The 24,462-nt window shown below is 68.7% G+C and carries 20 protein-coding genes and 1 pseudogene; 9 read left to right on the top strand and 12 right to left on the bottom strand.

Going from position 1 to position 24,462, the window contains the following annotated elements:
- Positions 1-99 precede the first annotated feature (99 nt).
- The 5 genes from ACFY16_RS24870 to ACFY16_RS24890 all read right to left on the bottom strand — a co-directional run bounded on the left by ACFY16_RS24870 (position 100) and on the right by ACFY16_RS24890 (position 8,865).
- Positions 100-1,578: a PHB depolymerase family esterase gene (locus tag ACFY16_RS24870; protein WP_390649378.1), complete on the bottom strand. Its 1,479-nt coding sequence runs from the start codon at positions 1,576-1,578 to the stop codon at positions 100-102.
- 329 nt (positions 1,579-1,907) lie between these two features.
- Entirely contained in the window at positions 1,908-3,086 is a 1,179-nt protein-coding gene (locus ACFY16_RS24875; RefSeq protein ID WP_390649379.1) for a HupE/UreJ family protein, read from the bottom strand.
- A 140-nt stretch (positions 3,087-3,226) separates the two neighbouring features.
- Positions 3,227-7,156: a metallophosphoesterase gene (locus tag ACFY16_RS24880; RefSeq protein ID WP_390649380.1), complete on the bottom strand. Its 3,930-nt coding sequence runs from the start codon at positions 7,154-7,156 to the stop codon at positions 3,227-3,229.
- 325 nt (positions 7,157-7,481) lie between these two features.
- Entirely contained in the window at positions 7,482-8,438 is a 957-nt protein-coding gene (locus ACFY16_RS24885; protein WP_390649381.1) for an alpha/beta fold hydrolase, read from the bottom strand.
- A gap of 136 nt (positions 8,439-8,574) precedes the next feature.
- Complete coding sequence (locus tag ACFY16_RS24890) at positions 8,575-8,865, bottom strand: hypothetical protein (RefSeq protein WP_390649382.1); 291 nt, start codon at positions 8,863-8,865, stop codon at positions 8,575-8,577.
- 234 nt (positions 8,866-9,099) lie between these two features.
- Between ACFY16_RS24890 and ACFY16_RS24895 the strand changes: the two genes are divergently transcribed.
- Positions 9,100-10,338, top strand: a complete 1,239-nt coding sequence (locus tag ACFY16_RS24895) for a site-2 protease family protein (protein WP_390649383.1) — start codon at positions 9,100-9,102, stop codon at positions 10,336-10,338.
- A gap of 478 nt (positions 10,339-10,816) precedes the next feature.
- Positions 10,817-11,662, top strand: a complete 846-nt coding sequence (locus tag ACFY16_RS24900) for a hypothetical protein (RefSeq protein ID WP_390649384.1) — start codon at positions 10,817-10,819, stop codon at positions 11,660-11,662.
- A 262-nt stretch (positions 11,663-11,924) separates the two neighbouring features.
- Here the strand turns inward: ACFY16_RS24900 and ACFY16_RS24905 are convergent, their stop codons facing one another.
- Positions 11,925-12,137 (bottom strand): hypothetical protein, encoded by a 213-nt coding sequence (locus ACFY16_RS24905; protein ID WP_390649385.1) that lies wholly within the window; start codon positions 12,135-12,137, stop codon positions 11,925-11,927.
- 586 nt (positions 12,138-12,723) lie between these two features.
- On the opposite strand from ACFY16_RS24905, the gene ACFY16_RS24910 reads away from it, so the two are divergent.
- From ACFY16_RS24910 to ACFY16_RS24920, 3 genes are all read left to right on the top strand, one after another.
- Positions 12,724-12,906 carry a hypothetical protein gene (locus ACFY16_RS24910; RefSeq protein WP_390649386.1) on the top strand — a complete coding sequence of 61 codons (183 nt, stop codon included), beginning with the start codon at positions 12,724-12,726 and terminating at the stop codon, positions 12,904-12,906.
- A gap of 394 nt (positions 12,907-13,300) precedes the next feature.
- Entirely contained in the window at positions 13,301-14,485 is a 1,185-nt protein-coding gene (locus tag ACFY16_RS24915) for a hypothetical protein (protein WP_390649387.1), read from the top strand.
- A 51-nt stretch (positions 14,486-14,536) separates the two neighbouring features.
- Positions 14,537-14,902: a hypothetical protein gene (locus tag ACFY16_RS24920; protein ID WP_390649497.1), complete on the top strand. Its 366-nt coding sequence runs from the start codon at positions 14,537-14,539 to the stop codon at positions 14,900-14,902.
- Here ACFY16_RS24920 and ACFY16_RS24925 read toward each other — a convergent pair.
- Complete coding sequence (locus tag ACFY16_RS24925; protein ID WP_390649388.1) at positions 14,887-15,486, bottom strand: TetR/AcrR family transcriptional regulator; 600 nt, start codon at positions 15,484-15,486, stop codon at positions 14,887-14,889. The two genes, ACFY16_RS24920 and ACFY16_RS24925, sit on opposite strands and share 16 nt — an antisense overlap.
- A gap of 148 nt (positions 15,487-15,634) precedes the next feature.
- Between ACFY16_RS24925 and ACFY16_RS24930 the strand changes: the two genes are divergently transcribed.
- Positions 15,635-16,072, top strand: a complete 438-nt coding sequence (locus ACFY16_RS24930) for a hypothetical protein (RefSeq protein ID WP_390649389.1) — start codon at positions 15,635-15,637, stop codon at positions 16,070-16,072.
- Between the two features lie 236 nt (positions 16,073-16,308).
- Here ACFY16_RS24930 and ACFY16_RS24935 read toward each other — a convergent pair whose 3' ends face one another.
- The 3 genes from ACFY16_RS24935 to ACFY16_RS24945 form a co-directional block, all read right to left on the bottom strand.
- Positions 16,309-16,515 carry a DUF5988 family protein gene (locus tag ACFY16_RS24935; RefSeq protein WP_390649390.1) on the bottom strand — a complete coding sequence of 69 codons (207 nt, stop codon included), beginning with the start codon at positions 16,513-16,515 and terminating at the stop codon, positions 16,309-16,311.
- Between the two features lie 374 nt (positions 16,516-16,889).
- Positions 16,890-17,516, bottom strand: coding sequence for a hypothetical protein (locus tag ACFY16_RS24940; RefSeq protein WP_390649498.1), 627 nt, complete (start codon positions 17,514-17,516; stop codon positions 16,890-16,892).
- A 168-nt stretch (positions 17,517-17,684) separates the two neighbouring features.
- Complete coding sequence (locus ACFY16_RS24945) at positions 17,685-18,527, bottom strand: inositol monophosphatase family protein (RefSeq protein ID WP_390649391.1); 843 nt, start codon at positions 18,525-18,527, stop codon at positions 17,685-17,687.
- Positions 18,528-18,645: 118 nt separating this feature from the next.
- Here ACFY16_RS24945 and ACFY16_RS24950 point away from each other — a divergent pair, with 118 nt between their 5' ends.
- Both ACFY16_RS24950 and ACFY16_RS24955 read left to right on the top strand, forming a co-directional pair.
- Positions 18,646-19,188 (top strand): MOSC domain-containing protein, encoded by a 543-nt coding sequence (locus ACFY16_RS24950; protein WP_390649392.1) that lies wholly within the window; start codon positions 18,646-18,648, stop codon positions 19,186-19,188.
- A gap of 101 nt (positions 19,189-19,289) precedes the next feature.
- Positions 19,290-19,376 (top strand): annotated as a pseudogene (locus tag ACFY16_RS24955) (DinB family protein); the annotation flags it as partial.
- Positions 19,377-19,563: 187 nt separating this feature from the next.
- On the opposite strand, the gene ACFY16_RS24960 reads toward ACFY16_RS24955, so the two are convergent.
- A complete protein-coding gene (locus ACFY16_RS24960; protein ID WP_390649393.1) occupies positions 19,564-20,322 on the bottom strand; it encodes a DUF2182 domain-containing protein in 759 nt (252 codons plus the stop codon).
- A complete protein-coding gene (locus ACFY16_RS24965) occupies positions 20,319-20,933 on the bottom strand; it encodes a DUF1326 domain-containing protein (protein WP_390649394.1) in 615 nt (204 codons plus the stop codon). Before ACFY16_RS24965 ends, ACFY16_RS24960 begins: the two co-directional genes overlap by 4 nt.
- Positions 20,934-21,361: 428 nt before the next feature.
- On the opposite strand from ACFY16_RS24965, the gene ACFY16_RS24970 reads away from it, so the two are divergent.
- Positions 21,362-24,361, top strand: a complete 3,000-nt coding sequence (locus ACFY16_RS24970) for a carbohydrate binding domain-containing protein (protein WP_390649395.1) — start codon at positions 21,362-21,364, stop codon at positions 24,359-24,361.
- The last annotated feature ends 101 nt before the right edge of the window (positions 24,362-24,462 follow it).

A 24,462-nucleotide genomic window follows, 5' to 3' on the forward strand; every position in this document is an offset into this window, starting at 1 on the left:
AACATGTGTGGGCCCACCATGGCGGCGGCCCGGACAGGAGCGCCGGACACCATGGCGGGCCGTTTCACCTCACCGAAGGCGACGGCTGCGTGGGTGCGATCAGGGGCAGCCGCCGTCGGCGATGGTGTAGTAGCCGGTGGGCGACTCCTTCAGGGTGTGGGTGACGAAGGTGTTGTACAGGCCCATGCTCTGGTTCGAGCCCTTGGCGTAGGTGTAGCCGCCGCTGGTGGTGGCCCGTCCCGCCTGCACGTGGGCGTAGTTGCTGCCCGCATGGCAGGCGGCCGCGCCGCCACTGGTGGTGGCCGTGATCGTCCCCGAGCGGGATCCTGCCGCGCCACTGGCGTCCCGGGCGGCGACCGCATAGGTGTGCGAGGTTCCCGCCAGCAGGCCGGTGTCCGTGTACGACGTGCCGCTCAGCGTCCCGACGGGGTTGCCGTCGCGGTAGACGACGTAGTCCGCCGCACCGCTCACTCCGTTCCAGCTCAGGCTGATGCTGGTGTCCGTGACTGCTGTCGCCGTCAGTCCGGTGGGCGCGGGCAGCGAACCCGTCCCCGGACCGGAGGCGTCGAGACCGAAGAACCTGGCGATCCAGTGGCTTGAGCAGATCGAGTCCAGGAAGTACGGGGCGCCGGTACTGCCGCACTGTTCGGCCCCTGTGCCGGGATCGACCGGGGTGCCGTGATTGATACCGGGGACCCGGTTGACCTCGACGGCGACCGTACCGTCGGAAGTCACGTATTCGTCGTGCTGGGTCGCGTCGGGCCCGATGGCGGAGGTGCGGGTGGGGGTCTGGGACAGCCCGTGCAATGCCGTCCACTGGTCACGCAGTTCGGTGGCGTTGCGCGGTACGACCGTCGTGTCCTGGTCGCCGTACCAGATGGCGGTGCGCGGCCACGGCCCGGTGTACGACGGGTACGCGTCGCGCACCCGCTGGGCCCACTCGGTCGGGCTGAGGTCCACCCCGGGGCTCATGCACGTGTAGGGGCTGTTGTCCTTCGTGCAGTTGTAGGGCAGGCCCGCGACGACCGCGCCGGCGGAGAAGACGTCGGGATAGGTGGCGAGCATGACCGCGGTCATGGCACCGCCTGCGGACAGGCCGGTGACGTAGATCCGCTGAGGATCCGCGCCGTAGGTGGAGACGGCGTGGTCGGCCATCTGCCGGATCGAGAGCGTCTCGCCCTGGCCGCGCTGATTGTCGGTGGTCTGGAACCAGTTGAAGCACTTGTTCAGGTTGTTCGAGGAGGTGGTCTCCGCGAGCACCAGCAGGAACTTGTCACGCTCGGCGAGCTCGGGCAGTCCGGAGTTGTCCGCGTAGACCTGGGCGCTCTGTGTGCACCCGTGCAGCGCGACGACCACGGGCGGGTTCGCCGGCAGCGACGCCGGCCGGTACACGTACATGTTCAACGCGCCCGGATTCGACCCGAAGCCGGTCACGCGCGTGAGCGTGACCGCGGCGTCCGCGGTGGGCGCGGGACCGGCCAGAGCGGCTCCGAGTACGAGCGCGACGACAGCGAGGAGACGAGGCACGAGGCGGTCCCACCGGCGCCGTGGCCGTTTCTGAGATGAGGGGGATGGCATGGGCGGCTCCTTCACTGGATGCGTGCCCGGTGCTCCTGAGGTTGGCAGCGCATCGATGTGCGCCGGCGGCACCGGGCGTGGCGGAACCGTAGGATCTGGTGAGCGTCGGCGACATGGCGCCGGGGACCACAGTCGGATTCGCACCAGTCGGCCACACACGGATTGCGTGGCCGCCGTCCCCTCTGCTAAGAACTGTCCGGCGTAGCGTCTCGTCGCCTTCGGTGGTGGCCGGGCCGCACAGCTTTTGGCCCAGCGTGCGAAGGCGGCAACTGGTTCTGCGCGGCGGCTGCCGTACGGACGCCGTTCGAGGCCACGGTCGAACAGCAGGCTCAGGCGCTGACCGCCACCCGGTCCCAGAGCCAGTAGAGGCTGACGACGACGATGGGCACCGTCAGCGCGGGCAGCACCCACCGGTGGACCGGCGACCGACGCAGCATGAGCAGCAGCGGGAAAGCCACGGCGATGATGCCCAACTGCACCGCCTCGATACCGACGTTGAAGCTGAGCAGCGACAACAGCAGTTCCCCGGACCAGCTTTCGTCGATGCCGAGCGATCCGGCGAAGCCCAGACCGTGGACGAGGCCGAACACGAAGACGGTGGGCAGCCGCCAGCGCGCGTTGTCCTCGCGGTCGCGCAGCAGGAAGCCCGCGACCGCGACGACGGCGATGGACGCGGCGATGAGCGGTTCCACGACCGCCGCGGGCACGTCGACGACGCCGCAAGCGGCCAGTAGGAACGTGACGCTGTGTGCGGCGGTGAAAGTGCTCGCGGTGAGCACGATGTCGCGCAGGCCGCGGGCACCGACGAGCAGCGACAGCAGGAAGAGGATGTGGTCCAGGCCGAACAGCAGGTGTTCGGTGCCCATCAGGAAGAACTCCCAGATCTGGTGCGTCTCCTGGCCGTCCGCCGCGGCGGCGGTCACGGAGGGGTCGGTGGGTGTGAGGATCTGGGAGCCCCGCTGTCCGTCGATGTCGTAGTGCACGATCGTCTTCGTCGTGTGCACGAAGTTCTCGACTCCGGGGAACAGCGCGCTGCTGATGGTGACCGGCCCGTCGCTGCCGGCCGGGCAGGTGTACGCGAGGGTGATCACGGCGTACGGGCGCCGGCCCCGGGTGCGGATGTCCGCGTCCCCCTCGGCGCGGGCGGTGCAGGCAGTGTCGTCGCGGGAGACGGCGAAGTGCCCGGTGACGTACTCGGACACCGCGTCCGCGTTCAGCTTGAGCTGACGCAGCTGCTCGGCGCGGCCCTTCGCGTCGTACGCCTCGGCATACAGCCAGGCCGACTTCATCAGCAGGTCGTACTCGAGGTCGAGGGTGGCCTCGGGGCGGGCCGCGCTGCCGGTGACCTCGACGTAGGCGTTCGAGGTGACGTCGTGCGCGGCGGCGGGGGCCGCCCGGACGAGGCCGGCGCCGAGCACCGCGGCCAAGGCGACGAGGACGGTGAGCAGGGCGCCGCGCAGCCGGCCGGACCGGAACGGGGGAGCGGGCGCGAGGGCGGTGGGACGCATGGCGGGCTCGGTTCTCCTTTCAGCTGATCACGACCGTGACACTGATCGTGATCAGGGAGGGGACGGACGGCAGGGGCCCGCCGCCCCGGACCGGTCGGGTCCGGGGCGGCGGGCGTCGGGCGCCGTCGGCGGTCAGCCGATCAGCCGGTCAGGCCCTGCGACTGGTTGAACCACTCGTAGTACGGCGTGTCCGGGCCCCACGTGCCGGGCCGGCCCTGGGCGTCCTTCGTCACGAAGACGCTCGGCTCGGAGGCGGTGACACCTCCGCCGCCGGAGCGGGCCGTGACGAACCACGCGTGGGTGGAACCGGGCTCGAGGTTCTTCCACGTCACCGAGGCGATCTCACCGGACTTGACCTTGGTCCGCCCGACGACGCCGACCGGGTTGTACAGCGCGACCGAGTCGGTCTCGAAGGTCGTCTTGCGGGTGTTGAGGTCGATCGGCAGCACCATGTTGTCCTCGGTGCCGTTGTACCGGTGGTTGGTGTCGTACTCGGTGGCACCGAACTCGTCGAGCAGCGGCGAGTACGTGTCGACGGTCAGCTCGGACCGGTCCACGTCGAACTGGAGCATCCGGAAGAAGCTCGCGCCGAACTGGAGCTGGTCGTCGGGCTTGTAGCCGCCGATCTCGGTGAGCCCGAGCCGGTCCGCGGACACCGTGTAGAACTGGTAGTCCGCGAGCAGCTCGACCACGTCGTGGCTGATCTCGCCGACCTTCGGCTTCACGTTGGTGCCCACGCCGTGCTCGTGGCCGGCGAGGATCAGGAACACGTTCGGGTTGTCCTGGACCACCGTCTTGTACAGCATCGAGCCGTCGGGTGCGGAGAACGCGGCCCCGCGGCCGTCGGGGTTGCCGCTCGGCGCGAGGTAGTCGTGCGAGAGCAGGATGCCGTTGCGGTCGGGGAAGCGCTTGAAGATCGAGTCGGCCCATTCGGCCTCCTCGCGCGTCACGCCGTAGGACAGGCCGACCACGACGAAGTCCTGGCCGCCGGCGGAGAACAGGTCGTAGTGGTTCTGGTTGTCGCCCGCACGCCAGGGGCCGCCGTAGCCGGCGTGCTTCCAGCCCTGGGACAGCGCCTGGTAACGGTCGGGACCGTAGTACTGGTTGTAGATGGCGTCCGGACCGTTCTCGGTTCCCGACTGGTTGTCGTGGTTGCCCGCGATCACACCGTTCGGGATGCCCACGTCGTCCAGGATCTTCTGCTGCCTGGAGGAGACCTCCAGCTCGCCGACGACCTCCTTCTGCGTGGCCTCGTCGGCGGGCTTGCGGATGTTGTTCTCGATGAGGTCGCCGGTGTGGGCGACGTAGGCGATCTTCCGCTTGTCCTTGTTGGCCGCGATCCAGCGGGAGACGTCCCCGTACGCCTTCTCCCAGACCGCGCGCTCCTCGGCCGTCTCCTGCTCGACCGCGCCCTCGGAGAGGTACTGCGTGTCGGTGTAGTGGACGATCGAGAAGTCGTACGAGTCGGGGTCGGCGAACGAGTTCGCGTCACCGGCGTCGATGTCGTCGGCGAAGGGGTCCTCACCCGTCACCATGACGTGGACCTGCTCATGGTCGACGTAGGTGCTGTCCAGTACGGAGGTCAGCACCGTGTTGCCCTCGGCGGCGCCGCGGGCGCTGTTGACGACGTCCCACTGTTCGGTGTCGTTGTTCCACACCCGCAGCGCGGCGAGGCGCTCGGGGTCGATGACCCCCTCCCAGCGCAGCACCGGCTGGTCGACGTGGCCCTTCACCGGGACGTCGAACCGCTGGAAGGTGACGTCGGAGGAGGAGGGCGCGGCAAGCGTCCTGCCGTCGGCGGGCGAGAGACCCGCGGCCTTGATTTTCGTCTCGCCCTTGACCTTCAGCGTGGTCGGGACGGCGGTGGCCGTGCCCTGGTACACCTGGCCCGGGGTGAGGATCTCGGCCTCGGAGAACGTGGCGGTCACGTCACCGCCGTCGGGCTCGGCGACCTTCGCGGACAGCTTGACGTTCCGGTCGGCGTCGGTGGTGCCGGACGCGGGGGTCAGTTGTGCGGGGGTGTCCGGAATGCCGGCGGAGGTGAACTTCACCTCGCGGATGCCGGTGTTGCCCAGGGCGTCGGTGGCGGTCACGGAGAGCGTGTGCGCCCCGGCGGACAGGCCGGGCCCGACCTCGGCTCCGGCCTCGACCGCCTTGCCGTCGAGCTTGATGTCCGGGCCGCTCACCACGCCGGAGAGGTCCTTCATCTGAACGCCGAGAACGACCGACGCGGTGATCTTCTGACCGGACTTGGGGGTGCTGCCGGCGACCTCGGGCGCCGAGTTGTCGGTGGCCAGCACCCGGGTGGCGGTCTTGCCGGACTTCGAGGTCGCGGCCAGCGTGTGCTGCCCGTCCTCGATCTTCGCGGTGTCGAGGTCGGCGCGGACCCCCTTGGCCGGGCCGTCCACGAAGAACTCCAGGTCGACTTCGGTCAGCGGATTGACGTTGTCACCGCAGTTGCCGTCGCCGAAGCTGTAGGAGCCCTTGACCATACGGCCCTCGGCGGTGCCGGCCGCCGGCGTCAGCGTGATCCCGGAGAGCGCGAAGTCGTCCCGGTTGTCGCCACAGGAGGTGGCGTAGGTGCCGGTGACGACGTCGATGGTGTTCCAGCCGGGCACCAGCCACTCGTTGGGGAACGTCAGGTCGACGTGCCGGCTGACGTAGTCGGCGTCCAGCACGGTCTTCTGGCCGTTGACCAGGACGTAGTTCTGGTACCGGGCCTCGGTGGAGTTGCTGCCCACGGCGAAGCCGAGGGTGGCGGTGCCGGAGCCGAGCGTGTCGGTGACCGCGACGGCCGGGGCGTCGATCGTGTAGTGCAGCTCGGCCTCGGCCAGACGGTCGGTGGCGGTGCCGCAGCTGCCGTCGCCCATCGCGTACGAGGCCGCGATGTCCTTGCCGGTGACGGTGGCGCCGTCCAGGGCGAGGCCGAGGTCGGCGATGTCGAAGTCGTCGCGGTTGTTGCCGCAGCTCTCCTTGTACGGGCCGGCGACGACCTTGATGGTGTTGTCACCGGGCACCAGGTACCGCGCGGGTATCGCGATCGCGACTCGCTGACTGACCCAGGTGCCGCCCAGGTCGATCCGCTTGCCGTTGACCAGCAGGTGGCTGTCGTACTTGTCGTCGAGCGAGTTGGTGCCGACATCGAAGGAGAACGTGGCCGCGCCGTTGCCCAACTGGGGCACCGAGACCGGCTTGTCGCCGTCCACGGTCAGCGAGGCCACCTCGCCCTCGGCGCCCGCAGGGAAGTCGGCGAACACGGACTGTCCGCCCTTCACCAGCGTGCCGTCCTTGGGCAGCAGCCGAGGTGCTCCTGCCGGGGCGTTGTTGACGGTCACCTTGTTGGTGACCGTCTTGCGCGAGGTGGTGGTCGCGGTGATGGTGTGCTCGCCGTTGGAGAGCTTCGTGGTGTCCACGTCGCTCTGCAGGCCGGTGGTGCCCTGCGGATCGCCGAGGACGAAGAAGCTCAGCGACGCCTCCGTCAGCAGGGTGCTGTTGGACCCGCAGTTGCCGTCGCCGAAGGAGTACGTGTACTCGTTCTCCTCGCCGTCCGCGACCTCGCCGAGCAGAGTCAGCTCGATGTCGGACAGCACGAAGTCGTCGTGGTTGGTTCCGCACGAGGTCTCGACGGTGCCCGCGAAGAACTGGATCTTGTTCTCGCCCTTGACGAGGTGTTCGTTCGGGATATCGATGGTGCCCCGCTCGTTGACGAGGTCTCCGATGTTCGCCCTGTACTCGCCGTTGACGAGCACGTAGTTCTGGTAACGAGCCTCCGTCGAGTTCGGGCCGACGTCGAAGCTGAGCCGGGACACCCCGACCGTCTTCTCGGCGTCGATCGTCTGCCCGTCGACCGCGACCGTGGTCACGGAATCGCCGGCCAGGGTAGGTGTGGCCGCGACCTTCCGGGTGCCCTCGAGATACGCCCCGTCGCCGGGGGTGAGAGTGGGCAGGGTCGTCGCGTTCTCGCTGGACGAGTCCTTCTTGTCCGTGGCGTGCTGGTCCGTGCCGGTGTCGGCGTACGCCACCGTGATGTTTCCGCCCACCAGGACGAGTGCCGTCAGGGCGGCACCCACGAGCCGCCGTCCGCCGGATCCACCAACCAGCCGTCTTCGCCGCCGTGTTGACCGCATCAGCAGCCGTCCTTCCTGATCGCTCGAGAATGGAGGGCACACCGCGACCGAATCGGGCATGCACATGGTGAATCCTCGGCAGCGCAGGTGAACGCCAATGATTCAGCTGTGAACGATCAGTGGAAGGATCTTCCGACAGGAGACCGCGGGGTCGCACCGCGCAGGTACGGCGGCCGCCGCGCTCGGCGACGTGGCGGTGACGACGCCGCGGCAGGTCACAGTCGTGGGCCGAGACGGCCGGTTCGACGGTGCGACGGTTCGGCAGGGCTCAGGAACAGTTCCTGAGGAATTCGATGAGCGCCGCGTTCACCTCGGCCGGGCGTTCCTGCTGTGTCCAGTGGCCGCAGCCTGCCAACTTGAGGGGCTTGCGCCGCAGGTTGGGCATTCGGTCGGGGAGGCTCTCGATGAATTCGGGCGTGCCGGGGAAGGCGGGGACGGGGTCGCGGTCGCCGTAGATGTAGAGGGCGGGCGAGGTGACGAGGGCGCCGTGCCACGGTGCGGTCAGTTCCCAGTTGCGGTCGAGGTTGCGGTACCAGTTGAGAGCGCCGGTGAAGCCCTTGGAGAAGCTCTCGGTCAGCGCGTCGAGATCGTCCTCGGTGAACCACCGCGGCAGTACCTCAGGGTCCGGCATGGCCGCGAGCCAGCCCCGCTCCGGGTCGACCAGCGGCTGTTTGGCTCCGCCGGGAACGTCACCGGAAGCCGAGTAGAAGAACTTCCGCAACGCGGTGCGCGTGTCCTTCGCGAACTCTGCGTCGGCGACACCAGGACGGTTGAAGTAGTTCCAGTAGAAGCGCCCGCCGAACTTCTTGTCCATGGCGGTCAACGGAGGCTCCGTGCCCCGGAAGGGGGGTGGCACGCTCAGGCCGGCCACCCCGAGGACCAAGTCCGGCCGAAGAAGCGCTGTGTGCCAGGCGACCGGCGCGCCCCAGTCGTGCCCGACGACGTACGCCTTCTCCTCGCCGAGGGCCTGGATCAGCCCGACGACGTCGCCGACCAGATGCAGGATGCTGTACGCCGCCACGTCGTCGGGATGGTCGCTGCGCCCGTAGCCACGCTGGTCGGGGGCGACCACCCGGAAGCCCGCGTCGGCCAGAGGGCCGAACTGGTGGCGCCAGGAGCGCCATGACTCGGGGAAGCCGTGCAGGAGCACCACCAGAGGGCCTTGGCCTTCCTCGGCGATGTGCAGCCGGACCCCGTTCACGTCGACCATCCGATGCGCAACCATGAGCATGAGCGTACGCGCCGTGATCTTCGGGGCGGTGGATCCGGCCTGTCGGGAGCCCACATGTCTTGCCGCTGACCGGGGCGGTGTCCACCCGTATCGGCTGCACTCCCTTCAGGAGGGAGAGCAAGTCAACGCGCTAGGGGATGGCGAGTTCCCGGCCACGATAGAAGCCTTCCCGCTCCTCTATGACGTACGGCGCCATGCCGGCACGCCGCTGCGTTTCCGGCTCGGAGGCCCGCCAGGAGTCGCACGCCTCCTTGGAGTCCCAGAACGACACCCCGGTGATCTCCTGTCCGTCCTCCGACCAGTACGCGAAGGCGCGGTGCATACCCTGCGGGTGGGCGGTCGGCCGCCACGCCTTTTCGAAGTCCTCCAGGTTTCCCGGCCGAATGCGGCGGGTCGTCACCCAGACGAAGTGCTCCTCCATCGCAGCCTCCTCCGTTACGCCGGTTCGGCTCTCGCGCCACTTGACCACCGTAGGTCCGGAGCGCCGCTCGCGCCTGCGTAGCGATCGCGGTGCCGGAGGCGATCCCCAGGGAGTTTCGGGTCGTGTAGGCCTGATGGCAGTGTCATCCGGGAGTTTCCGGTCGTGATTGCTGGCGGCGGACCATGGAAGGCGAAAGACTGGTGTCGCAGGGGCGACCTGTCGGCGGTGATGGCCATGAAGGGTTCGATCCGGCTCGGGACTGTCCGCGGGCTGACGGTGCGGGCGCACTGGAGTGTGCCGCTGATCATGCTGCTCCTCGCCTATGGCTTGGCCGACCGGACGCTGCCCGGGTACGCACCGGGGCAGGCGCCGGTGGTGTACGCGATCGCCGGAGTCGTCGACGCTGCGCTGTTGCTGGTCAGCTTGGTGGTGCATGAGTTGGCCCATGCGCTGATGGCGCGCAGGGCCGGGATATCCGTGCGGGACGTGACACTGTGGGCGCTCGGTGGAATGACCCGGATGGACCGGCCCACGACGGCACGGGCCGCGTTCACGGTCGCCGCCAGCGGGCCGCTCGCCAGCCTGCTCCTCGGCGGCATCGGCCTGGGTGCGGCAGTCGCGGTGGAGACGACGCCGGGGTGGAGGATTCCCGTTGTCGTCCTGGGCTGGCTCGGCGGCACGAACCTGCTGCTCGGCGTCTTCAACCTGCTGCCCGCAGCGCCCCTGGACGGAGGCCGACTGCTCCAGGCTCTGCTGTGGTGGCGCACGGGGGACCGTGAGCGCGCCCAGCGGGCGGCAGGGCGCAGCGGACAGTTCGTCGGCATGGCGCTGGCCGCCGTGGGGTGGCTGGCGTTCTTCAGGGGGATGACGAGCGGATTGTGGCTGATGGCCATCGGTGTGTTCGTAGCGGGCGCCGCCGCGGCCGAACGGCGGTGGGCCGAGCTCGTCACGGCCCTGCGAGGCGTACGGGTGGGGCAGACGATGACGACCCCGGTGGTCACCGGTCCCGACTGGCTGACGGTTGACCGCTTCCTTTCCGAGGTGGCCGTCCCGGCGGGGCAATCGGTGCTGCCGCTGTTGGACTTCGGTGGCCGTCCCAGCGGTGTCGTACAGCTGCGCCGGCTGGCCGCCATACCGTCCGAGCGGCAGAAGTCGCTGCGTCTCCGGGACATCGCGACACCGCTGTCGCAGTGCACGCTCGCCGCACCGGAGGAGCTGCTGAACTCCGTCCTGGAGCGCCTTGCCACCGGCGGCGGACTGCCGATCCTGGTCATGGACGACGGCCGACTCTGCGGCATCGTCACCGCGCACGACATCGACCGGTCTCGCCGCTCTCGACCTCCGCCGGTTCTCCCGCAGTCCTCCGAGCCACCGCTCCAGGCACCCGGCGGCCTTGGCCGCCATGGCCTGCACCTCGGCCGACGGCAGTCCCATCACCGACGGGACGCCGGCGGACAGGAGCACCCGGTGTGAGCGGCTGCCGACTGTAGGGCTCCGCCCCGCCGGCCTCGGACGGCGGGGCGGCTTTCGCCACCCACACCTGCCACCCACCCCCGCGCCCCGACCATCGCACCCCTGACCTGTGTATTCGTACGGTCGGACCATGACACCGTCCTCGAGCCGGAGCACGTCAGCCACACCTACGGCCGCGGGCCGCACACCGCGCGCCCTGCGCGATCTCGACGCCCGGCTGCGTCTCCCGGGAACTCGCGGTTCGTCCCGACCGCCGGTTCCCAGGCGCCGTCACGCACAGCCCCGCGCGGTGGTGCTGGTCTCCCGTATCCACGCCCCACCCCGCCGGCCGTCGGCTACGCGCACCCCCGTCCGCCCGAGTCGAGGACCTCGACGCGACCGAGTGAGCCTCTGCGCCCCTCTGTGTGGCAGACATCGCGGGGCGCACGAGACGGGACATGATGGAGGTACAGATGCCTTCTGCGAGGAGGAGTACGGCATGGCCGGGTCGGGCTCTGGCGGTACCGAGGGTGTGGCGGGCGGCAAGTCGCGGTTCGACGACATCTACGACCGGCCGGACCCACGCGCGTACTTCACGCGACTGGCCCCGCTGGAGTACGAGATCCCCCACCACGCCCAGCCGGTGTTCCGGCAGACGGCCGCCGCACGGGCAGCGATCGACGACGGCCGGCCCGGCCGGCCAGTGGTGCTGGACGTGTGCTGTTCGTACGGCATCAACGCCGCACTGCTCAATCACGACGTGACGCTCGCCGAGCTGTACGACCGGTACACGTCCGATACGGCACGACGTATGTCGACGTCGGAGCTGGCCGCGTGGGACAAGGAGTTCTACGCCGAGCGGCGGCGGCCGGACGCGCTGCCGGTGTACGGCCTGGACATCGCGGCACCGGCCATGTACTACGCCCAGCAGGCCGGTCTGCTGGATGGCGCCTTCACCGACGACCTGGAGCAGGCACCGCCCGGCCCTTGGCTGAGAAGCGCACTGCCGGACATCGGACTGATCACCGTGACGGGCGGCGGCAGCTACGTCACCGAGCGGACGTTCGCCGCGCTGCTGGACGGAGCCCGGCGCCCCGTGTGGGTGAGCGCATTCGTGCTGCGGACCGTGTCGTACGAGCCGGTCGTACGGACACTGGCCGGGTACGGCCTGCGTACCACGGTGGACCCGTCCCGCACCTATCGGCAGCGGCGTTTCACGGACGAGCGGGAACAGCGGTTCGCGATCGAAGCGGTGCGGGAACTCGGCGGTGACCCGTCCGGGCAGGAGGAGGCCGGTCGCTTCTACAGCGTGCTCTACGACTCCCGCCCAGGCTCGGCGCCATAGCCCATCTGCCCGAGCCGGAGTCCTCACAACCCGGTGTCACGGTGCACGACGAGTGCAGCGGGTCCGTCACGGCCCCGCACACGCCGCCGCTCGCTCCGCTGCCCCAAAACCGCACGGCTTGCGCCCCGGCCCACGTCGTTCAACCAGCAGGCGGACCTCCCTCGCGAACCCGGGCATGGTCGCCGGGGGTGACAAGGGGGTGGTCACCGGGGGTGCCGTGCCGAAGGGGAGCCGACCCGCGCTGTTCGGCCGTCGTGCGACCTCAACGTGCGCAGCCGACGTCGAGCACTTCGATCACGTCCCCGTCGACCGTGTAGACGAGCCAGCACCATTCGCCGAACGCTGCAGCCAGGTTCGGGGCCTGGGTCTCTTTGTCCTTGGTGACCGCGTCGATGAGCGTGATGATCTCCTCGTGCGTCTCGTCCGGCACGTCGAAGAGCACGTTGGCGGCCCGTTGGATCAGTTCGATTCGCATAGCAAGCGCCCCCGCAGACGGGCAATAACAGCGCAACTGGCGAAGCGGCCCACACCGCCCGACTCGATGACCGAAGAGCGTCCCTCACGACCACCATAAATCCACCCTCTGTCCTACGCCGAGACCTCGGTGTGCGAGGGCTTCGGTACGGTCTGGATGCCTGTGGGTCGCCGGACCGGGGCCGTCGAGCATGGTCCTGACACCCTTCTCCAGGCCCGAGGGCACCGCCTCATGTCCGGTTTCTACCGACCGGACTGTCGAGGCAGAGGCAGAGGCCCCTGGACAGCGCCGTTTCACTCGAACGGTCCAATGTCAGTGGTGCACCCGGCAGGACACCGCCGCGGCGCACGGCGCTTCTGGCACGCCGAAGCCCGCGTCGCCGGTGCACCGGTGATTACGTCTTGTCGGGATGCCTGCGCTTTCGGGCAGCGGCCATCCGGGTGACGATGGCCGCACGGCGGCGGCGAGCGGCGCATCCCACCGAAGTGACGCCGACCTGATGCGCGCCCGGCCTCCCGCCCCGCGTGCCCCTGCTCCGCACCACGTGGTCTCCGCGACACACGGCAAGCCATACAGGGAGGCGACCATGGTCCTGGCCCTGCTTGTTCCGGTACTGATGCTCGTGCTGTTGATCGGGATGGACATATTCGAGGAGCGCCTCTTCGGCGCAAAGCCCTCGCCCGCGCCCCCACTGCCGAACCCTGAGACCACCGAAGACACAACCCCGGCAATCCCGGAGCAGCCACCACGCCGCCCGGAGGGACAGTGAGTCGAGGAGAGGGGCGTCGTGCGGCTGTAGGCGGACGATGTGGCCGCGTGCGAACGCTGGAAAACGACGTTCTTGAAGCCGCCTCCGCCTTCCGGGGTCGGGGACTGCCAGGTGCTGGGTCGAGCAGCGGGCGGAAGGAGGCGCATGAGGCCGGTGTGGCCCGAGTGGGGATGGGCGGTGGATGGTGACCGTGTTCGCGGCGACGCCCAGGCATATGATCGTCGGAATACCTGCAGGTCGGAGGCGCCGATGGAATGTGCCCCGCCTGACGAGGATGCCCTCGCGGCCCATGGGAGTCGGCTTCGAGGGGACATGGGACACATGCAAGGGGGGAGGGGCTATGGGAACCCATACCCGTCGACCTGGAGAGTACGTCAGGCCTGCCGGTCGCATAATGCTTGACGACGAGTGTCAGGCGTCCGGAGAGTTCTACGCCTCAGGGGCGTACTACCACCAGGAATCGCTGAGCAGCTTCCGTGCGGGCCAAAAGGTCGAGGCCGAACTCGTGCCCGAGCCCCACAACCCGGCGGACGCGCGAGCGGTCGCCCTTGACGTGGAAGGGCAGCGGGCCGCCTACCTGCCCGCGACCTCGGCGAAGATATGGCATGACGTCGTACGGGCGTGGAATGCCGCCGGCTTCGCGGTGTACATCAGCGCCGAGATAAACCGTTGGGAGGGAGACGACGAGGGGGGCCGCTTCGGACTCACCGTGCCCAAGTGGGAGTGGGAAACCCTGCTGGATTTGGCGGAGGCGGCCGGACTGCGGGCCGCCTGGGAAGCGGCCATGGCCGATCTGACCGAGGAGCAGCGGCTTCTGCTGCGCGAGGACGGGGGTTACAGCCCCGACGGGTCCGTCCTGGAGGCGATGCGGAAGATGCGCTCGAAGCATCCCATGTTCAGGTGGGGGGCGACGAGTGACGGAGACCTGAGCGACCGGATGCCGTTCTGGTACGGCTACTTCGTTCGCGAGCAGATGGGGGAGGAGCGGGAACGCGTCCGGTTCGCCCGTTCCGTCAAATCGGACTTGCTGTGGGAGTTCAAGGCTGAGATCAAGAGGAGACGGGAGCGAGAGCGCGAGCAGGCGCGCCTCCAGCGTCAGGAACAGGACGAACGGGCGCTGCGGTTGCAGCGCGAGGGTCGGCGGGTATCCGACATCGCCGCCGAGGTCGGCCTGACCCCCAAGCAGGTCGAGAATGCCCTGTCCCGCGCTCGTAAAGCCGCCGGAATCACAGCTCGGCCGAACGGGGACCTTCAGAGCGACCGCCGCCGTGACGCGGCAGAGGCTGTCGGTCTCAAGAGGTCCGGAATGGCAAGGGCGCAGATCGCCAAAGCTATGGGTCGGTCCGCCGACACCGTCGACGAACTGCTGAAGGACGGACTGTTCTACGAGGCTCCCGAAGGCCATCCGGAGCGGCTCGAGTTGGCGCGACGGTGTGTCGGGCTTCGGGCTACGGGGCTGAGGAAGGCAGAGGTCGTGGAGAAGCTGGGGGTCAGTCGTAAGCAGGCGTTGAGAGCCTTCCGGGACGCCTCTTTTCTTGAAACCGAGAGGTGCGAAGAGCGCCTCGGTTCCGCCGTGTGACCCACGGCAGGGCGTGCCACGGCCGGTCACCGGGCGACGGCGCGAGCGGTACTGCACCGCCGCCCAAGGCGCGTTGTCCGGCTCGGACAACAAGGGGCATCTCGGCGCGGTCCACATCGGGGTGCCGTCCTCGGTCGGCACGACTGGGCAGGCAAGGCGTACGACCTGCTGCGGGGCACGGACCACCTCGGCCTGTGGGCCGACGTCGAGCCGGGCGAGGTCGAGCTGTTCGTGGCGCCGAGCCGACGCGCACCGGGGCGGGCCTTCCGCTCCGCCGACGACTTCACCGCTGAGTGCGCGCGCCGCGGGGTGCGGCTCGAGACGGCGGGCCTGGCCGAGCCGGTGTTCGGCGCGGGCGCGCAGGCCCTGACTCGCCGCCGCCTCTCGACGCCGACGGCCGGTTACGACGGCTGCTGATCAGCCTCAGCCCTTTCGGCGGCCCCGATGCCGGCGATCACCGCGTCGAGGCCACGCTTGATGCGGTCCACGTCCCAGCCGCGCTCGGTGCGCTGAAAGTCGAACAGCCCCGGCGTGTACGCCATGAGGAGCAGGTCCGCGACGTAGGCGGCGTCCACGCTGGGGGCGAGCTCCGCGACCATGCCGACGATCTGCTCGTGGTGCCGGCGAAACGGGGCGCTGCGATAGCGCCCGGCCGGCGAGCTCGCCTCTGCCAAGAGCAGCAACTCCCGGTTGTCATCGGCGAGTTCGGCCATGCCGTGCAGAAAGGCGCGCAGTCGGTCGTGTGCCGACGGGGCCCCGTCCTCGCAGTGCCGCGTGAACGCCTCTTGGAAGCGGGTCTCGTTGTCCTCGATCAACGCGTAGACGAGCCCCGCCCGGTTGTGAAAGCGCCGATAGACCGTACCGACCCCGACTCCCGCCTCCTTGGCCACCGCGTCCAGGGACAGATCGCCGAAGCCGTCCGCCGTGAGCAGGCGCCGAGCGGCGTCGAGGATGCGGAGGCGATTGCGGGCGGCGTCGGCGCGCTCGGTGGGGGCGGTCATGGGGAACAGCGTAGCGGACGTAGCGGAGACTTCTCCGGTTACCCCTTGAAATCGGAGGTCCCTCCGCTTAGTGTTGCGGCAAGTCAACCGGAGAGCGCTCGGGTTGATGGTCGGAGCTCAGCAAGCCTCACCGCAGGGAGATCACGCCATGACCGCCAACGCCACCGTCACCTCCACCCCCCTCCTCAACGGCCAGTTGATCGGCATCACGTACCACGCGATCGCCGCCGTGCGGGATCGGCTCCTCGCCGCCTCGGACCTGTCCTTCCACCAGTCCGTGGCGCTCAAGGCCGTCTCCGACGGGCTCGACCGCGCCGGGGCCGTCGACCGTATGACGGCGACGCTCAAGATCGGTGAGTCGGAGGCACACACCTTGCTCGACGAACTCGCCGATACCGGGCTGCTCGACGGCACCCGACCGTCCCTCACCGACAAGGGCGACCGACTCCAGCGAGGGTTCACGGACGCCGTGGCCGAGCTGGCCGAGCGGCTGTACGGCGGTCTTCCCGCGGCCGAGCGCGAGATCGCGGCCCGAGCGCTCGCTCATGTCACCGCCAGGGCGAACGCCGAACTCGCCGGCCGGTAGGCGATGTGTGCGAGCCTTGGCCCGGAAGTCCGGCAAGCCGAAAGTCTCAGGCGGGCCTTGGCCCGGTTCGTCGAAGGTCGGCACCGCACCCGACCCTTTCGGACGGCACGCCCTGCCCGGCCCCTTGTCATCGCGTCCGGCTCGCACCAGCCGGCCCCGTCCCTGATCCGGTGCACGCATCACGACGCACTTCGCCGCCGGACGCACACGTCCGGCGTCACGCTCCGAACGGGTGCCTATCCCGGGAGTTCCGTGCGCTCCCACCACTCGTAGACGGGCAACCGGCCTGCTGAGGTCTCCTGCTGACGTGTGGTGGCCCTGAAGTGCTCGTACCCTCCACGGAACGGGACCTTGATGTCGGACCCGGGCGCGGGAACCGAAACGATCCGCTCAGGAAGATCGCCGGGGCCGCCCTCGAGGACTGCTTTCGTCGCGTCGGTCATGACCAGATCTTCTCCGCAGGTCGGACCAGTTCCTCCACGACGCGCCGAGGTGCCCACCGGCCGCTCGCGAATCACGGCTGCACGAGCCGGCAACCCCCGTTGTAGACATCAAGCCCTACATGGACGAGTTCGGGCCGGAGGGCCCCACCGCCCAGCCGGACTGGGCGACCGACATCATGCAGCGCCACTACTGACGACCTGGCGGCGGACACCTGGCGGCGGTTCTTCGCGGCGGACTCCGGCAGGACACCCGGAGGCGCTCGTCAGTTGTCCCGCCGCGCAGCACGACGCTCTGATCCTGCCCTGCGGCTGATGAAGTTCAGTACCTCCGGCAGGGCGGTGACCGCCTTGTGCCGTAGTGGTCGGCGCTGCCGTCAGGCGGGCTGTTCCTGGCTCTGGTCGGCCGCCGCGGTCGGCTTCGGTGTTTCGGGTGCCGTGTAGAAGACGGATGCGCCCTGCTTGGCGCGGTGGGCCTGGTTCTTGGCCACGAGCCCTTCGAGCGTGGTACGCACGACGGTCGCCTTGATGGTGCGCTCGGGGTGCTGCTGTCCCAGGGCGGTGGCGATTTCGGCTGCGGAGCGCGGTTCGCTCTGTCCGTTCAGGTGCTCGCGGACGATGTCGACGAGCGTGGGCCGAGCGGGCTGTGCGGCCGGAGTTCCGGCTTCGCTCCTCTTGACCGTCGGCTTCCCGCTGGGAGCACCGGACTTCTTGGCCCGTGCCTTGTTGACCGCGCCCGCCTTGGCCGTGGCCTTCTTGCGGGGAGCGGGCACTGCGGTAGCGGGTTCGGCCGCAGGCTCGGCGGGCGCCGGTGTGACACCGAGGGCCTGCTGGATGTTCACCAGAACCGCGTGATCCTCCTGCAGCGCAGACAACTGCTCCGCCAGTGCGGCGATTTCACCTCCGATTCGATCCTGCTCCTTGAGATTGCGCTCGAGGTCACCTGCCACCTGAGCGGCGTACTGCGATGTCAACCCGGTGGTACCGGCAGTGCTTTCGGACATGATGCTCACAACCCTTCGTGTGCCGGCAGGCCGTGAGAAGCAGGCCCGCAGGCGTAAGCGGAACGAAATACGTGTGCCGTCTGATCTGATGCGGCAGGGCAGCAACAAATACTGCAGCACAGCCTTGTCATAGCGAGAGTACGGAAGGCGGCTGTGTGTTGTTCGCATTCACCATGGCTGAGGTGGGCCGTCAACCGGCGTTTGGTGACAGCACTGGCTTCGGCTGCGGATCATCGACATCAGCAGCGCGTGGGTCTCCGCGTCGGCCGCCACCACAAGCCCGCGGCCTGCTTGTCCGATCGGGGCGCCGTCGATCGCGGTGACCACACAGCCGGCAGCCCGGCACACAGCGATACCGGCCGCGAAATGCACGCTTTCCGAGAGGTCACCGCCATCGGTGACGTACGCGGCCCGCTTGCCGGCCGCGACCCACGCCAACGCCAGCGTCGTGGACACGACCCGCGGCCGGAACCGCTCGACGAAGTCGGGGTGGGCCGGCAGGTCCACGGCCCGGAACCCGGGCGCACTCGGGAACGGCGGATCCAGGTTGACGTCCACCAGTCGGGTGGCAGGCGTGGGCACCAACGGGGCGTCGAGCCCGTCATGCCGCACCCAGGCGGTCTTGCCGTCGGTGAAGAAAACCTCGCCGCTGAACGGGTCGGCCACCGCCGCCGGCCCATTGCGCAGCGCCACATTGACGGCCACCAGCATGCTGCCGACGGCGTAGTTCAGCGTGCCGCACAACGGATCCACCAACCACCGGCGCACAGCGTCCGCGGCACCTTGCTGTCCGCCTTCCTCGCCGAGCACCGCGTCATCGGGCCGAGCAGCACGGATGACGCCAAGGATCCTCTTCTCAGCCTCCACATCGGCAGCCGTGGCAAAATCTCCGGAGCCCTTGTCGATGCGGGTGAGCCGCTGACCGTACCTGGCGCGTACCACGTCCGCACCGGCGCATGCCCCAGCTATCGCAACCTCGGTATCGTCGGAACTCGCGTATGAGTTGGTCACGCCGCGCAGAATATCGAGGCTTACGGCCTCACCGGCGATTGATGGTCTCTGCTGCAGCCTTGAGGCCGGAGGGTTAGGGTCGTGGCTGATCGTTGTCGCTGAGGAGGGGGATCCGAGGATGAGCGGGATAGTTACGGCGGTCAGCAGCAACGGCGAGTACTCGTTCACCAAGCCGAACCGGGACAGCATCACGTTGCTCGCCGGGCTCGGTGTGGAGGGTGACGTACATGCCGGGGTGACGGTCAAGCACCGCTCGCGGGTAGCGCAGGACCCCACCCAGCCGAACCTGCGCCAGGTCCACCTCATCCATGAAGAGCTCTTCGCGGAGGTCGGTGCAGAGGGATTCGAGGTGGTGCCCGGTGACCTTGGCGAGAACATCACCACCCGCGGTATTGATCTGCTCGGGCTGCCGGTCGGCACGCTGCTGCGGATCGGGGACGATGCGGTGCTGGAAGTGACGGGCCTGCGCAATCCCTGCCTGCAGATCGACAACTTCCAAGACGGGCTGCTGAAGCAGGTTGTCGGCCGAGACGAAGCCGGGAACATCGTGCGCAAGGCCGGAATCATGACCATCGTGAAGGAGGGCGGTGCGGTGCTTCCGGGCGACACGATCAAGGCGCAGCTTCCCAAGGGGCCGCACCGGCCTCTGGAGCGGGTCTGACGCCCCCCCGTTGGGCAATTCTGGCCCCCGCACGTGCAGGGGCTTGGGCCTTCTTCGGTCCCGCGGATCAGCTTGGTTCCAAGTGGCAGGGCGCGCGGTTCCGCGTTGCCCGGCAGGCCGCCGGCGGCATGACAGTCGCCAAGATCGCCGATGACTGGAGCGTGAGCGTCGAGCGGGTCGAGCAGATTCCTCCGCGACCTGTGGCGGGCACGCTTCACGAACGCCGGATACCCGCGCCACCGGCCCGGCGGCTCCAGGCCGGCATCGTGGCCCGGCCCGCCTCGACGAGCTGGCGACTACCCGTCGGCAGCCCCGTGAGGCATGCCCTCCTGCGCACCCGGCGCGCCATCCCCAATGGGCCAGGCACAGGTTGTCTCACATTCCGGGCGTACCGCCGCCGGTGAGGCCCGGGGCCAGCGCCGGGACCCAGAAGACGGCGACGGCCAGGGCGATCGAGGCGATCCCCACGGCACGGGCCACCAGGCGACCGGCCGGAGCGAGCTTCTCAGCGGTGATCACGGCGGCCAGGATCACCATGGCCCACAGGTTCATCACACCGAACGCCGCAAGCAGCACCATCAGTGACCAGCAGCAGCCCAGGCAGAAGGCCCCGTGGTGGGCTCCGGCACGCAGATCGCGCGAGTGCCTCGGGTATGAGGCGTAGCGCAGCATCAGCCCGAGCGGCGAGCGGCATCTCGCGAGGCAGCGGTCTTTGAGGGGCGTGAGCTGGTAGAGGCCGCTGACCGCGAACACGGCCGCGGCTACTGCGGTCCCCGCCGCGGCGGGCAGGCTCGCCGCCCGGCCCAGGCCGGCGGCCAGGGCGTACGCCGGCAGCCCGGCCGCAGCCCAGACGAGCAGGTAGGCAACAGTGAAGACGACCATGCGCGGCGCCCGGTGCACGGTGATGGTGCGTGCGTACAGCGCGGCGACGGGCGCCGTGGCGGGCAGCATCATCGCGGCCATCATCAGCGTCCACACGGCCAGGAAAGCAGGTGGTCCCAGGCCCATGGTGCCGGGCATCGCCTGCATGCCACCCCAGCGCGTCACCACCCAGACCCAGGCGGCGGCCGCCGCGACCAGCAACAGCCCGGCAGGGCCCGCCCTGCGGCGGACGGTGACCGGCCCACCGGTCATGCGGACCACGTGAAGGGCGCCGAGTGTCCGTTGCCACCGGTGAAGTCCCAGGACCGGCCGTACACACCGGCGCCCGTCGCGCGGGTGGACCGGGCGATCGTCAGCGTGCTGTTCGCCGGGTGGAACATGCCGGTCAGGCCCATCACCGGACCGTTCTCGCCGAACTGCGGGGCAACCTGGTCCTTGATCTCGATGTCGATGGCGTCACCCACCCGCGCGGCATGACGGCGGCCGTCGTCACGGTAGTCGATGGGGACGCGTTCCACGCCGAGGACCTCGCCGATGAGCGGAGTGAGCGCCGCCATCGGCCCGCCGACCTGGCCGGAGAAGACCTTGCCCAGCGCTTCCGCCTGGCCGTCGTCGGCCGAAGCGTCGACGTACAACGCCACCTGCCAGCCGCCGTCGGCCATCACCTGGGGTGCGTCGATGAAGACGGCCACGCTGCGGTCGGAGACATCCACGCCGTCCACGTTCCCGCGGTCCACGTGGAATGCGAAGGTCACCTGGCAACGCTCATGGTCGGCCGGTGCGGTGAGGCCCGAGGTGGTGCAGGGGCACACCACGTCGCAGTTGCAGCTCTCCAGGTACGTGCCGTTCAGATTCCAGGGCATGGCTCTTCCTCCCTGTTGCGCTTCCCCCTCGCCGAAGGAAATGCATCGGGAGGTTCGTCCCGTCCCGGTGCCGCTCCTCTCCACGCTATTCCCGACGATCCCGCCGCGCAGATCCGCACTGATCAGGCCGCTGCCCGTGCGCGGTGACGCTGATCGTCGACTCCCAGCCGGTCAAGGCCGCCCCCGCTGTCGGCACGGCCGGCCGCGCTTACGACGCGGGCATGAAAGTCAATGGCCCTGTGCTCAGGCCCCGTGCACCGGGCTCCCCTGCCATACCCGGCCCGGAATCAGCGAGTTGACGTGGACGTGGACCGACCTTCTGCGGGAAGCGACGCTCCATCCATTTACATGACTGTCATGCACCTGTAGCTTCCGCTGCAAGAAGTTTCAGGAACTTGCCGGTGGTTTTTGCAGCACAAGGGGAGGCCATGAGACCCGCACCCACGAGCCGTGGAAGACGGAAACCGCCACGCCGACTGCGACGCCTGCTCGCGGTGTGCGTGGCGGCGGCCGGACTGTCAGGACTGCTGACGGGCGTGCCGGACTCCGACCCCGTCGCGCTGAAGACCGCGGCCGACACGACGAACACGGCCACCGTCTTCTACTACACGAAGACCAAGAACTGGCCTTCCACCTACCTTCACTACGCCCCCGACGGCGGCTCATGGACCACGGTTCCGGGGGTGGCGATGGACGCCGCGTGCACGGACTGGGTGAAGAAGACCGTCGACCTCGGTACGGCCACCGGACTCCAGGCCACCTTCAACAACGGCTCCGGCACGTGGGACAACAACGCCGGCAGCAACTACGCGCTCGGCACGGGAACGATCACTGTCAAGGACGGCGTCATCGCCCACAGCGACCCGTGCGCCGACACGGGTACGGGCAGCGGAAACCAGGCCACCGTCTACTACTCGACCGCAACCACCGGCTGGACCACGGCCAACATCCACTACGCGCCCGCCGGAGGTTCCTGGACCACGGTCCCGGGCGTCGGCATGGAAGCCGCCTGCACGGGCTGGTGGAAGAAAACCCTCGACATCGGCACGGCCACCTCCCTGCGAGCGGCGTTCAACAACGGCAATGGCGTCTGGGACAACAACAACAGCGCCGACTACACGATCCCGACCGGCACCGTGACGGTCCAGGACAGGACCGTCACCAAGGACGCCGCCGACCCGTGCGTCGCCGAGGAGCCGGACACCGAAGCCCCCAGCGCGCCCACCCAGGTCACGGCGACGGCCACCGACACGTCCGTGGTGGTGACCTGGGACGCGGCGACCGACAACAAGGGCGTGGTCAAGTACCAGGTCACCCGCACCGGCGGCACCAAGGGCACGGTCGTCAGCGACGTCGGCTCCACGGTCTTCTCGGACACCGGACTCGAGGAGAAGACCGCCTACACGTACACGGTGAAGGCGGTCGACGCGGCCGGCAACACCTCCCCGGCCTCAGCCGCGGTCACCGCCACCACGGGTGAGCAGGCGCCCGAGCCGGCATCCGGGACCCCGCTCGGCACCGATCCGCGCAAGGATCCCATCTACTTCGTCCTCACGGCGCGGTTCTACGACGGAGACAGCTCGAACAACAGAGGCGGCAGCCAGGACGTGAAGTCCGGCAACGCCGCCAACAACGACCCCATGTTCCGAGGGGACTTCAAGGGCCTGGTCGACAAGCTCGACTACATCAAGGCCCTCGGCTTCTCGGCCGTCTGGATCACCCCCGTGGTCCTCAACCGCTCGGACTACGACTACCACGGCTATCACGGCTACGACTTCTACAAGGTCGACCCGCGCCTGGAGTCCGCGGGTGCCTCCTACCAGGATCTCATCAACGCCGCCCACGCCAAGGGCATGAAGATCTACCAGGACGTGGTGTACAACCACAGCTCCCGCTGGGGCGCCAAGGGCCTGTTCACGCCGACCGTGTACGGCGTCCGCGACAGCCAGTGGAGCTGGTACTACGACGAGAAGGACGAGGGTTTCGAGTACGACGGCCTGACCGTCGAACCGAAGTCCGGGAAGTCGTACTACAACGGCGACCTGTGGTCCACCGCCGAACCGGCCGGAAACACCTGCCTCAACTGGGGCAAGCCCACCGGCGGCAAGAGCGCGGAGGGCTACACGATCTACAACTGCCAGTGGCCCAGCCCCACTTCCGGAATGTTCCCGAAGGCGTACTACCACCAGTGCTGGATCGGCAACTGGGAGGGAGAGGATTCGCGCTCCTGCTGGCTGCACGAGGACCTGGCCGACTTCGACACCGAGTCGACACCGGTACAGAACTACCTGATCGGCGCGTACGACAAGTACATCGACATGGGGGTGGACGGCTTCCGTATCGACACGGCCGTCCACGTCCCGCGGGTCACCTGGAACCGGCGATTCCTGCCCGCCATCCAGGAACGGGTCACGCAGAAGTTCGGCGCGGACGCAGCCCAGAACTTCCTCGTCTTCGGCGAGGTGGGCGCCTTCGTCAACGACAAGTGGAACCGTGGCTCGGTGAACCACTCGGCGCAGTTCTACACCTGGAAGGAACGCAAGGAATACAGCGCCGACGACGAGGCGGCGGCCCTGGAGCAGTACAACTACGAGGAACAACTGGGCACCGGCAACCAGCCGACCTCCACCAACGCCTTCCTCGACGGCAACACCTACCACACGCCGGACCACAGCCAGTTCTCCGGCATGAACATCATCGACATGCGCATGCACATGAACTTCGGTGACGCGCAGAACGCCTACAACAACGGCAAGGACTCCGACGACAGCGTCAACGACGCCACCTACAACGTCGTCTACGTCGACAGCCACGACTACGGACCGAACAAGTCGAGCACCCGCTACAGCGGCGGCACCGACGCCTGGGCCGAGAACATGTCCCTGATGTGGACCTTCCGCGGTATACCGACCCTCTACTACGGCTCGGAGATCGAGTTCCAGAAGGGCAAACAGATCGACTGCGGCCCGACCTGCCCGCTGGCCTCCACCGGACGTGCCTACTACGGCGACCACCTGACCGGAACCGTCACCGTCTCGGACTTCGGCAAGGTCGACTCCGCGAGCGGCGAGGTCGCCACCACCCTCTCCCAGCCACTGGTCAAGCACCTCCAGCGGCTCAACCAGATACGCCGGGCAGTCCCGGCCCTCCAGATGGGCCAGTACTCCACCGACGGCATCAGCGGCGGCATGGCCTTCAAACGGCGCTACACCAGCGGCAGTACGGACAGCTTCGCACTCGTCACCGTCACCGGCAGCGCCACGTACACCGGCATCCCCAACGGCACTTACCGGGACGCCGTCACCGGCGACGTCAAGACCGTCACCAACGGCTCTCTGTCCGTGGCGGCCCCCGGAAAGGGCAACCTGCGCCTGTACGTACTGAACGGCCCAGGCAAAATCGGAAGCGACGGCCCCTATCTGAAGTAACTCCGTGGTGTGCCCCGGGTCTTGAGGACCTGGGGCAACCGCCTCTGCGCCGGGCCGAGCTGCGTGGCGCAGGGCACCGGACCGGGGACACGCCCGGGCAG

Source organism: Streptomyces sp. NPDC001315 (genome assembly GCF_042896175.1).
Taxonomy (GTDB): domain Bacteria; phylum Actinomycetota; class Actinomycetes; order Streptomycetales; family Streptomycetaceae; genus Streptomyces.

Coding starts and splice junctions, on each gene's coding strand:
- ACFY16_RS24965 (WP_390649394.1), bottom strand. CDS start 20,933: ATGCCCTGGAATCTGAACGGCACGTACCTGGAGAGCTGCAACTGCGAC.
- ACFY16_RS24900 (WP_390649384.1), top strand. CDS start 10,817: ATGGCCGGGTCGGGCTCTGGCGGTACCGAGGGTGTGGCGGGCGGCAAG.
- ACFY16_RS24940 (WP_390649498.1), bottom strand. CDS start 17,516: ATGTCCGAAAGCACTGCCGGTACCACCGGGTTGACATCGCAGTACGCC.
- ACFY16_RS24960 (WP_390649393.1), bottom strand. CDS start 20,322: ATGACCGGTGGGCCGGTCACCGTCCGCCGCAGGGCGGGCCCTGCCGGG.
- ACFY16_RS24910 (WP_390649386.1), top strand. CDS start 12,724: ATGGTCCTGGCCCTGCTTGTTCCGGTACTGATGCTCGTGCTGTTGATC.
- ACFY16_RS24935 (WP_390649390.1), bottom strand. CDS start 16,515: ATGACCGACGCGACGAAAGCAGTCCTCGAGGGCGGCCCCGGCGATCTT.
- ACFY16_RS24870 (WP_390649378.1), bottom strand. CDS start 1,578: ATGCCATCCCCCTCATCTCAGAAACGGCCACGGCGCCGGTGGGACCGC.
- ACFY16_RS24925 (WP_390649388.1), bottom strand. CDS start 15,486: ATGACCGCCCCCACCGAGCGCGCCGACGCCGCCCGCAATCGCCTCCGC.
- ACFY16_RS24890 (WP_390649382.1), bottom strand. CDS start 8,865: ATGGAGGAGCACTTCGTCTGGGTGACGACCCGCCGCATTCGGCCGGGA.
- ACFY16_RS24905 (WP_390649385.1), bottom strand. CDS start 12,137: ATGCGAATCGAACTGATCCAACGGGCCGCCAACGTGCTCTTCGACGTG.
- ACFY16_RS24970 (WP_390649395.1), top strand. CDS start 21,362: ATGAGACCCGCACCCACGAGCCGTGGAAGACGGAAACCGCCACGCCGA.
- ACFY16_RS24895 (WP_390649383.1), top strand. CDS start 9,100: ATGAAGGGTTCGATCCGGCTCGGGACTGTCCGCGGGCTGACGGTGCGG.
- ACFY16_RS24950 (WP_390649392.1), top strand. CDS start 18,646: ATGAGCGGGATAGTTACGGCGGTCAGCAGCAACGGCGAGTACTCGTTC.
- ACFY16_RS24875 (WP_390649379.1), bottom strand. CDS start 3,086: ATGCGTCCCACCGCCCTCGCGCCCGCTCCCCCGTTCCGGTCCGGCCGG.
- ACFY16_RS24915 (WP_390649387.1), top strand. CDS start 13,301: ATGCTTGACGACGAGTGTCAGGCGTCCGGAGAGTTCTACGCCTCAGGG.
- ACFY16_RS24930 (WP_390649389.1), top strand. CDS start 15,635: ATGACCGCCAACGCCACCGTCACCTCCACCCCCCTCCTCAACGGCCAG.
- ACFY16_RS24885 (WP_390649381.1), bottom strand. CDS start 8,438: ATGGTTGCGCATCGGATGGTCGACGTGAACGGGGTCCGGCTGCACATC.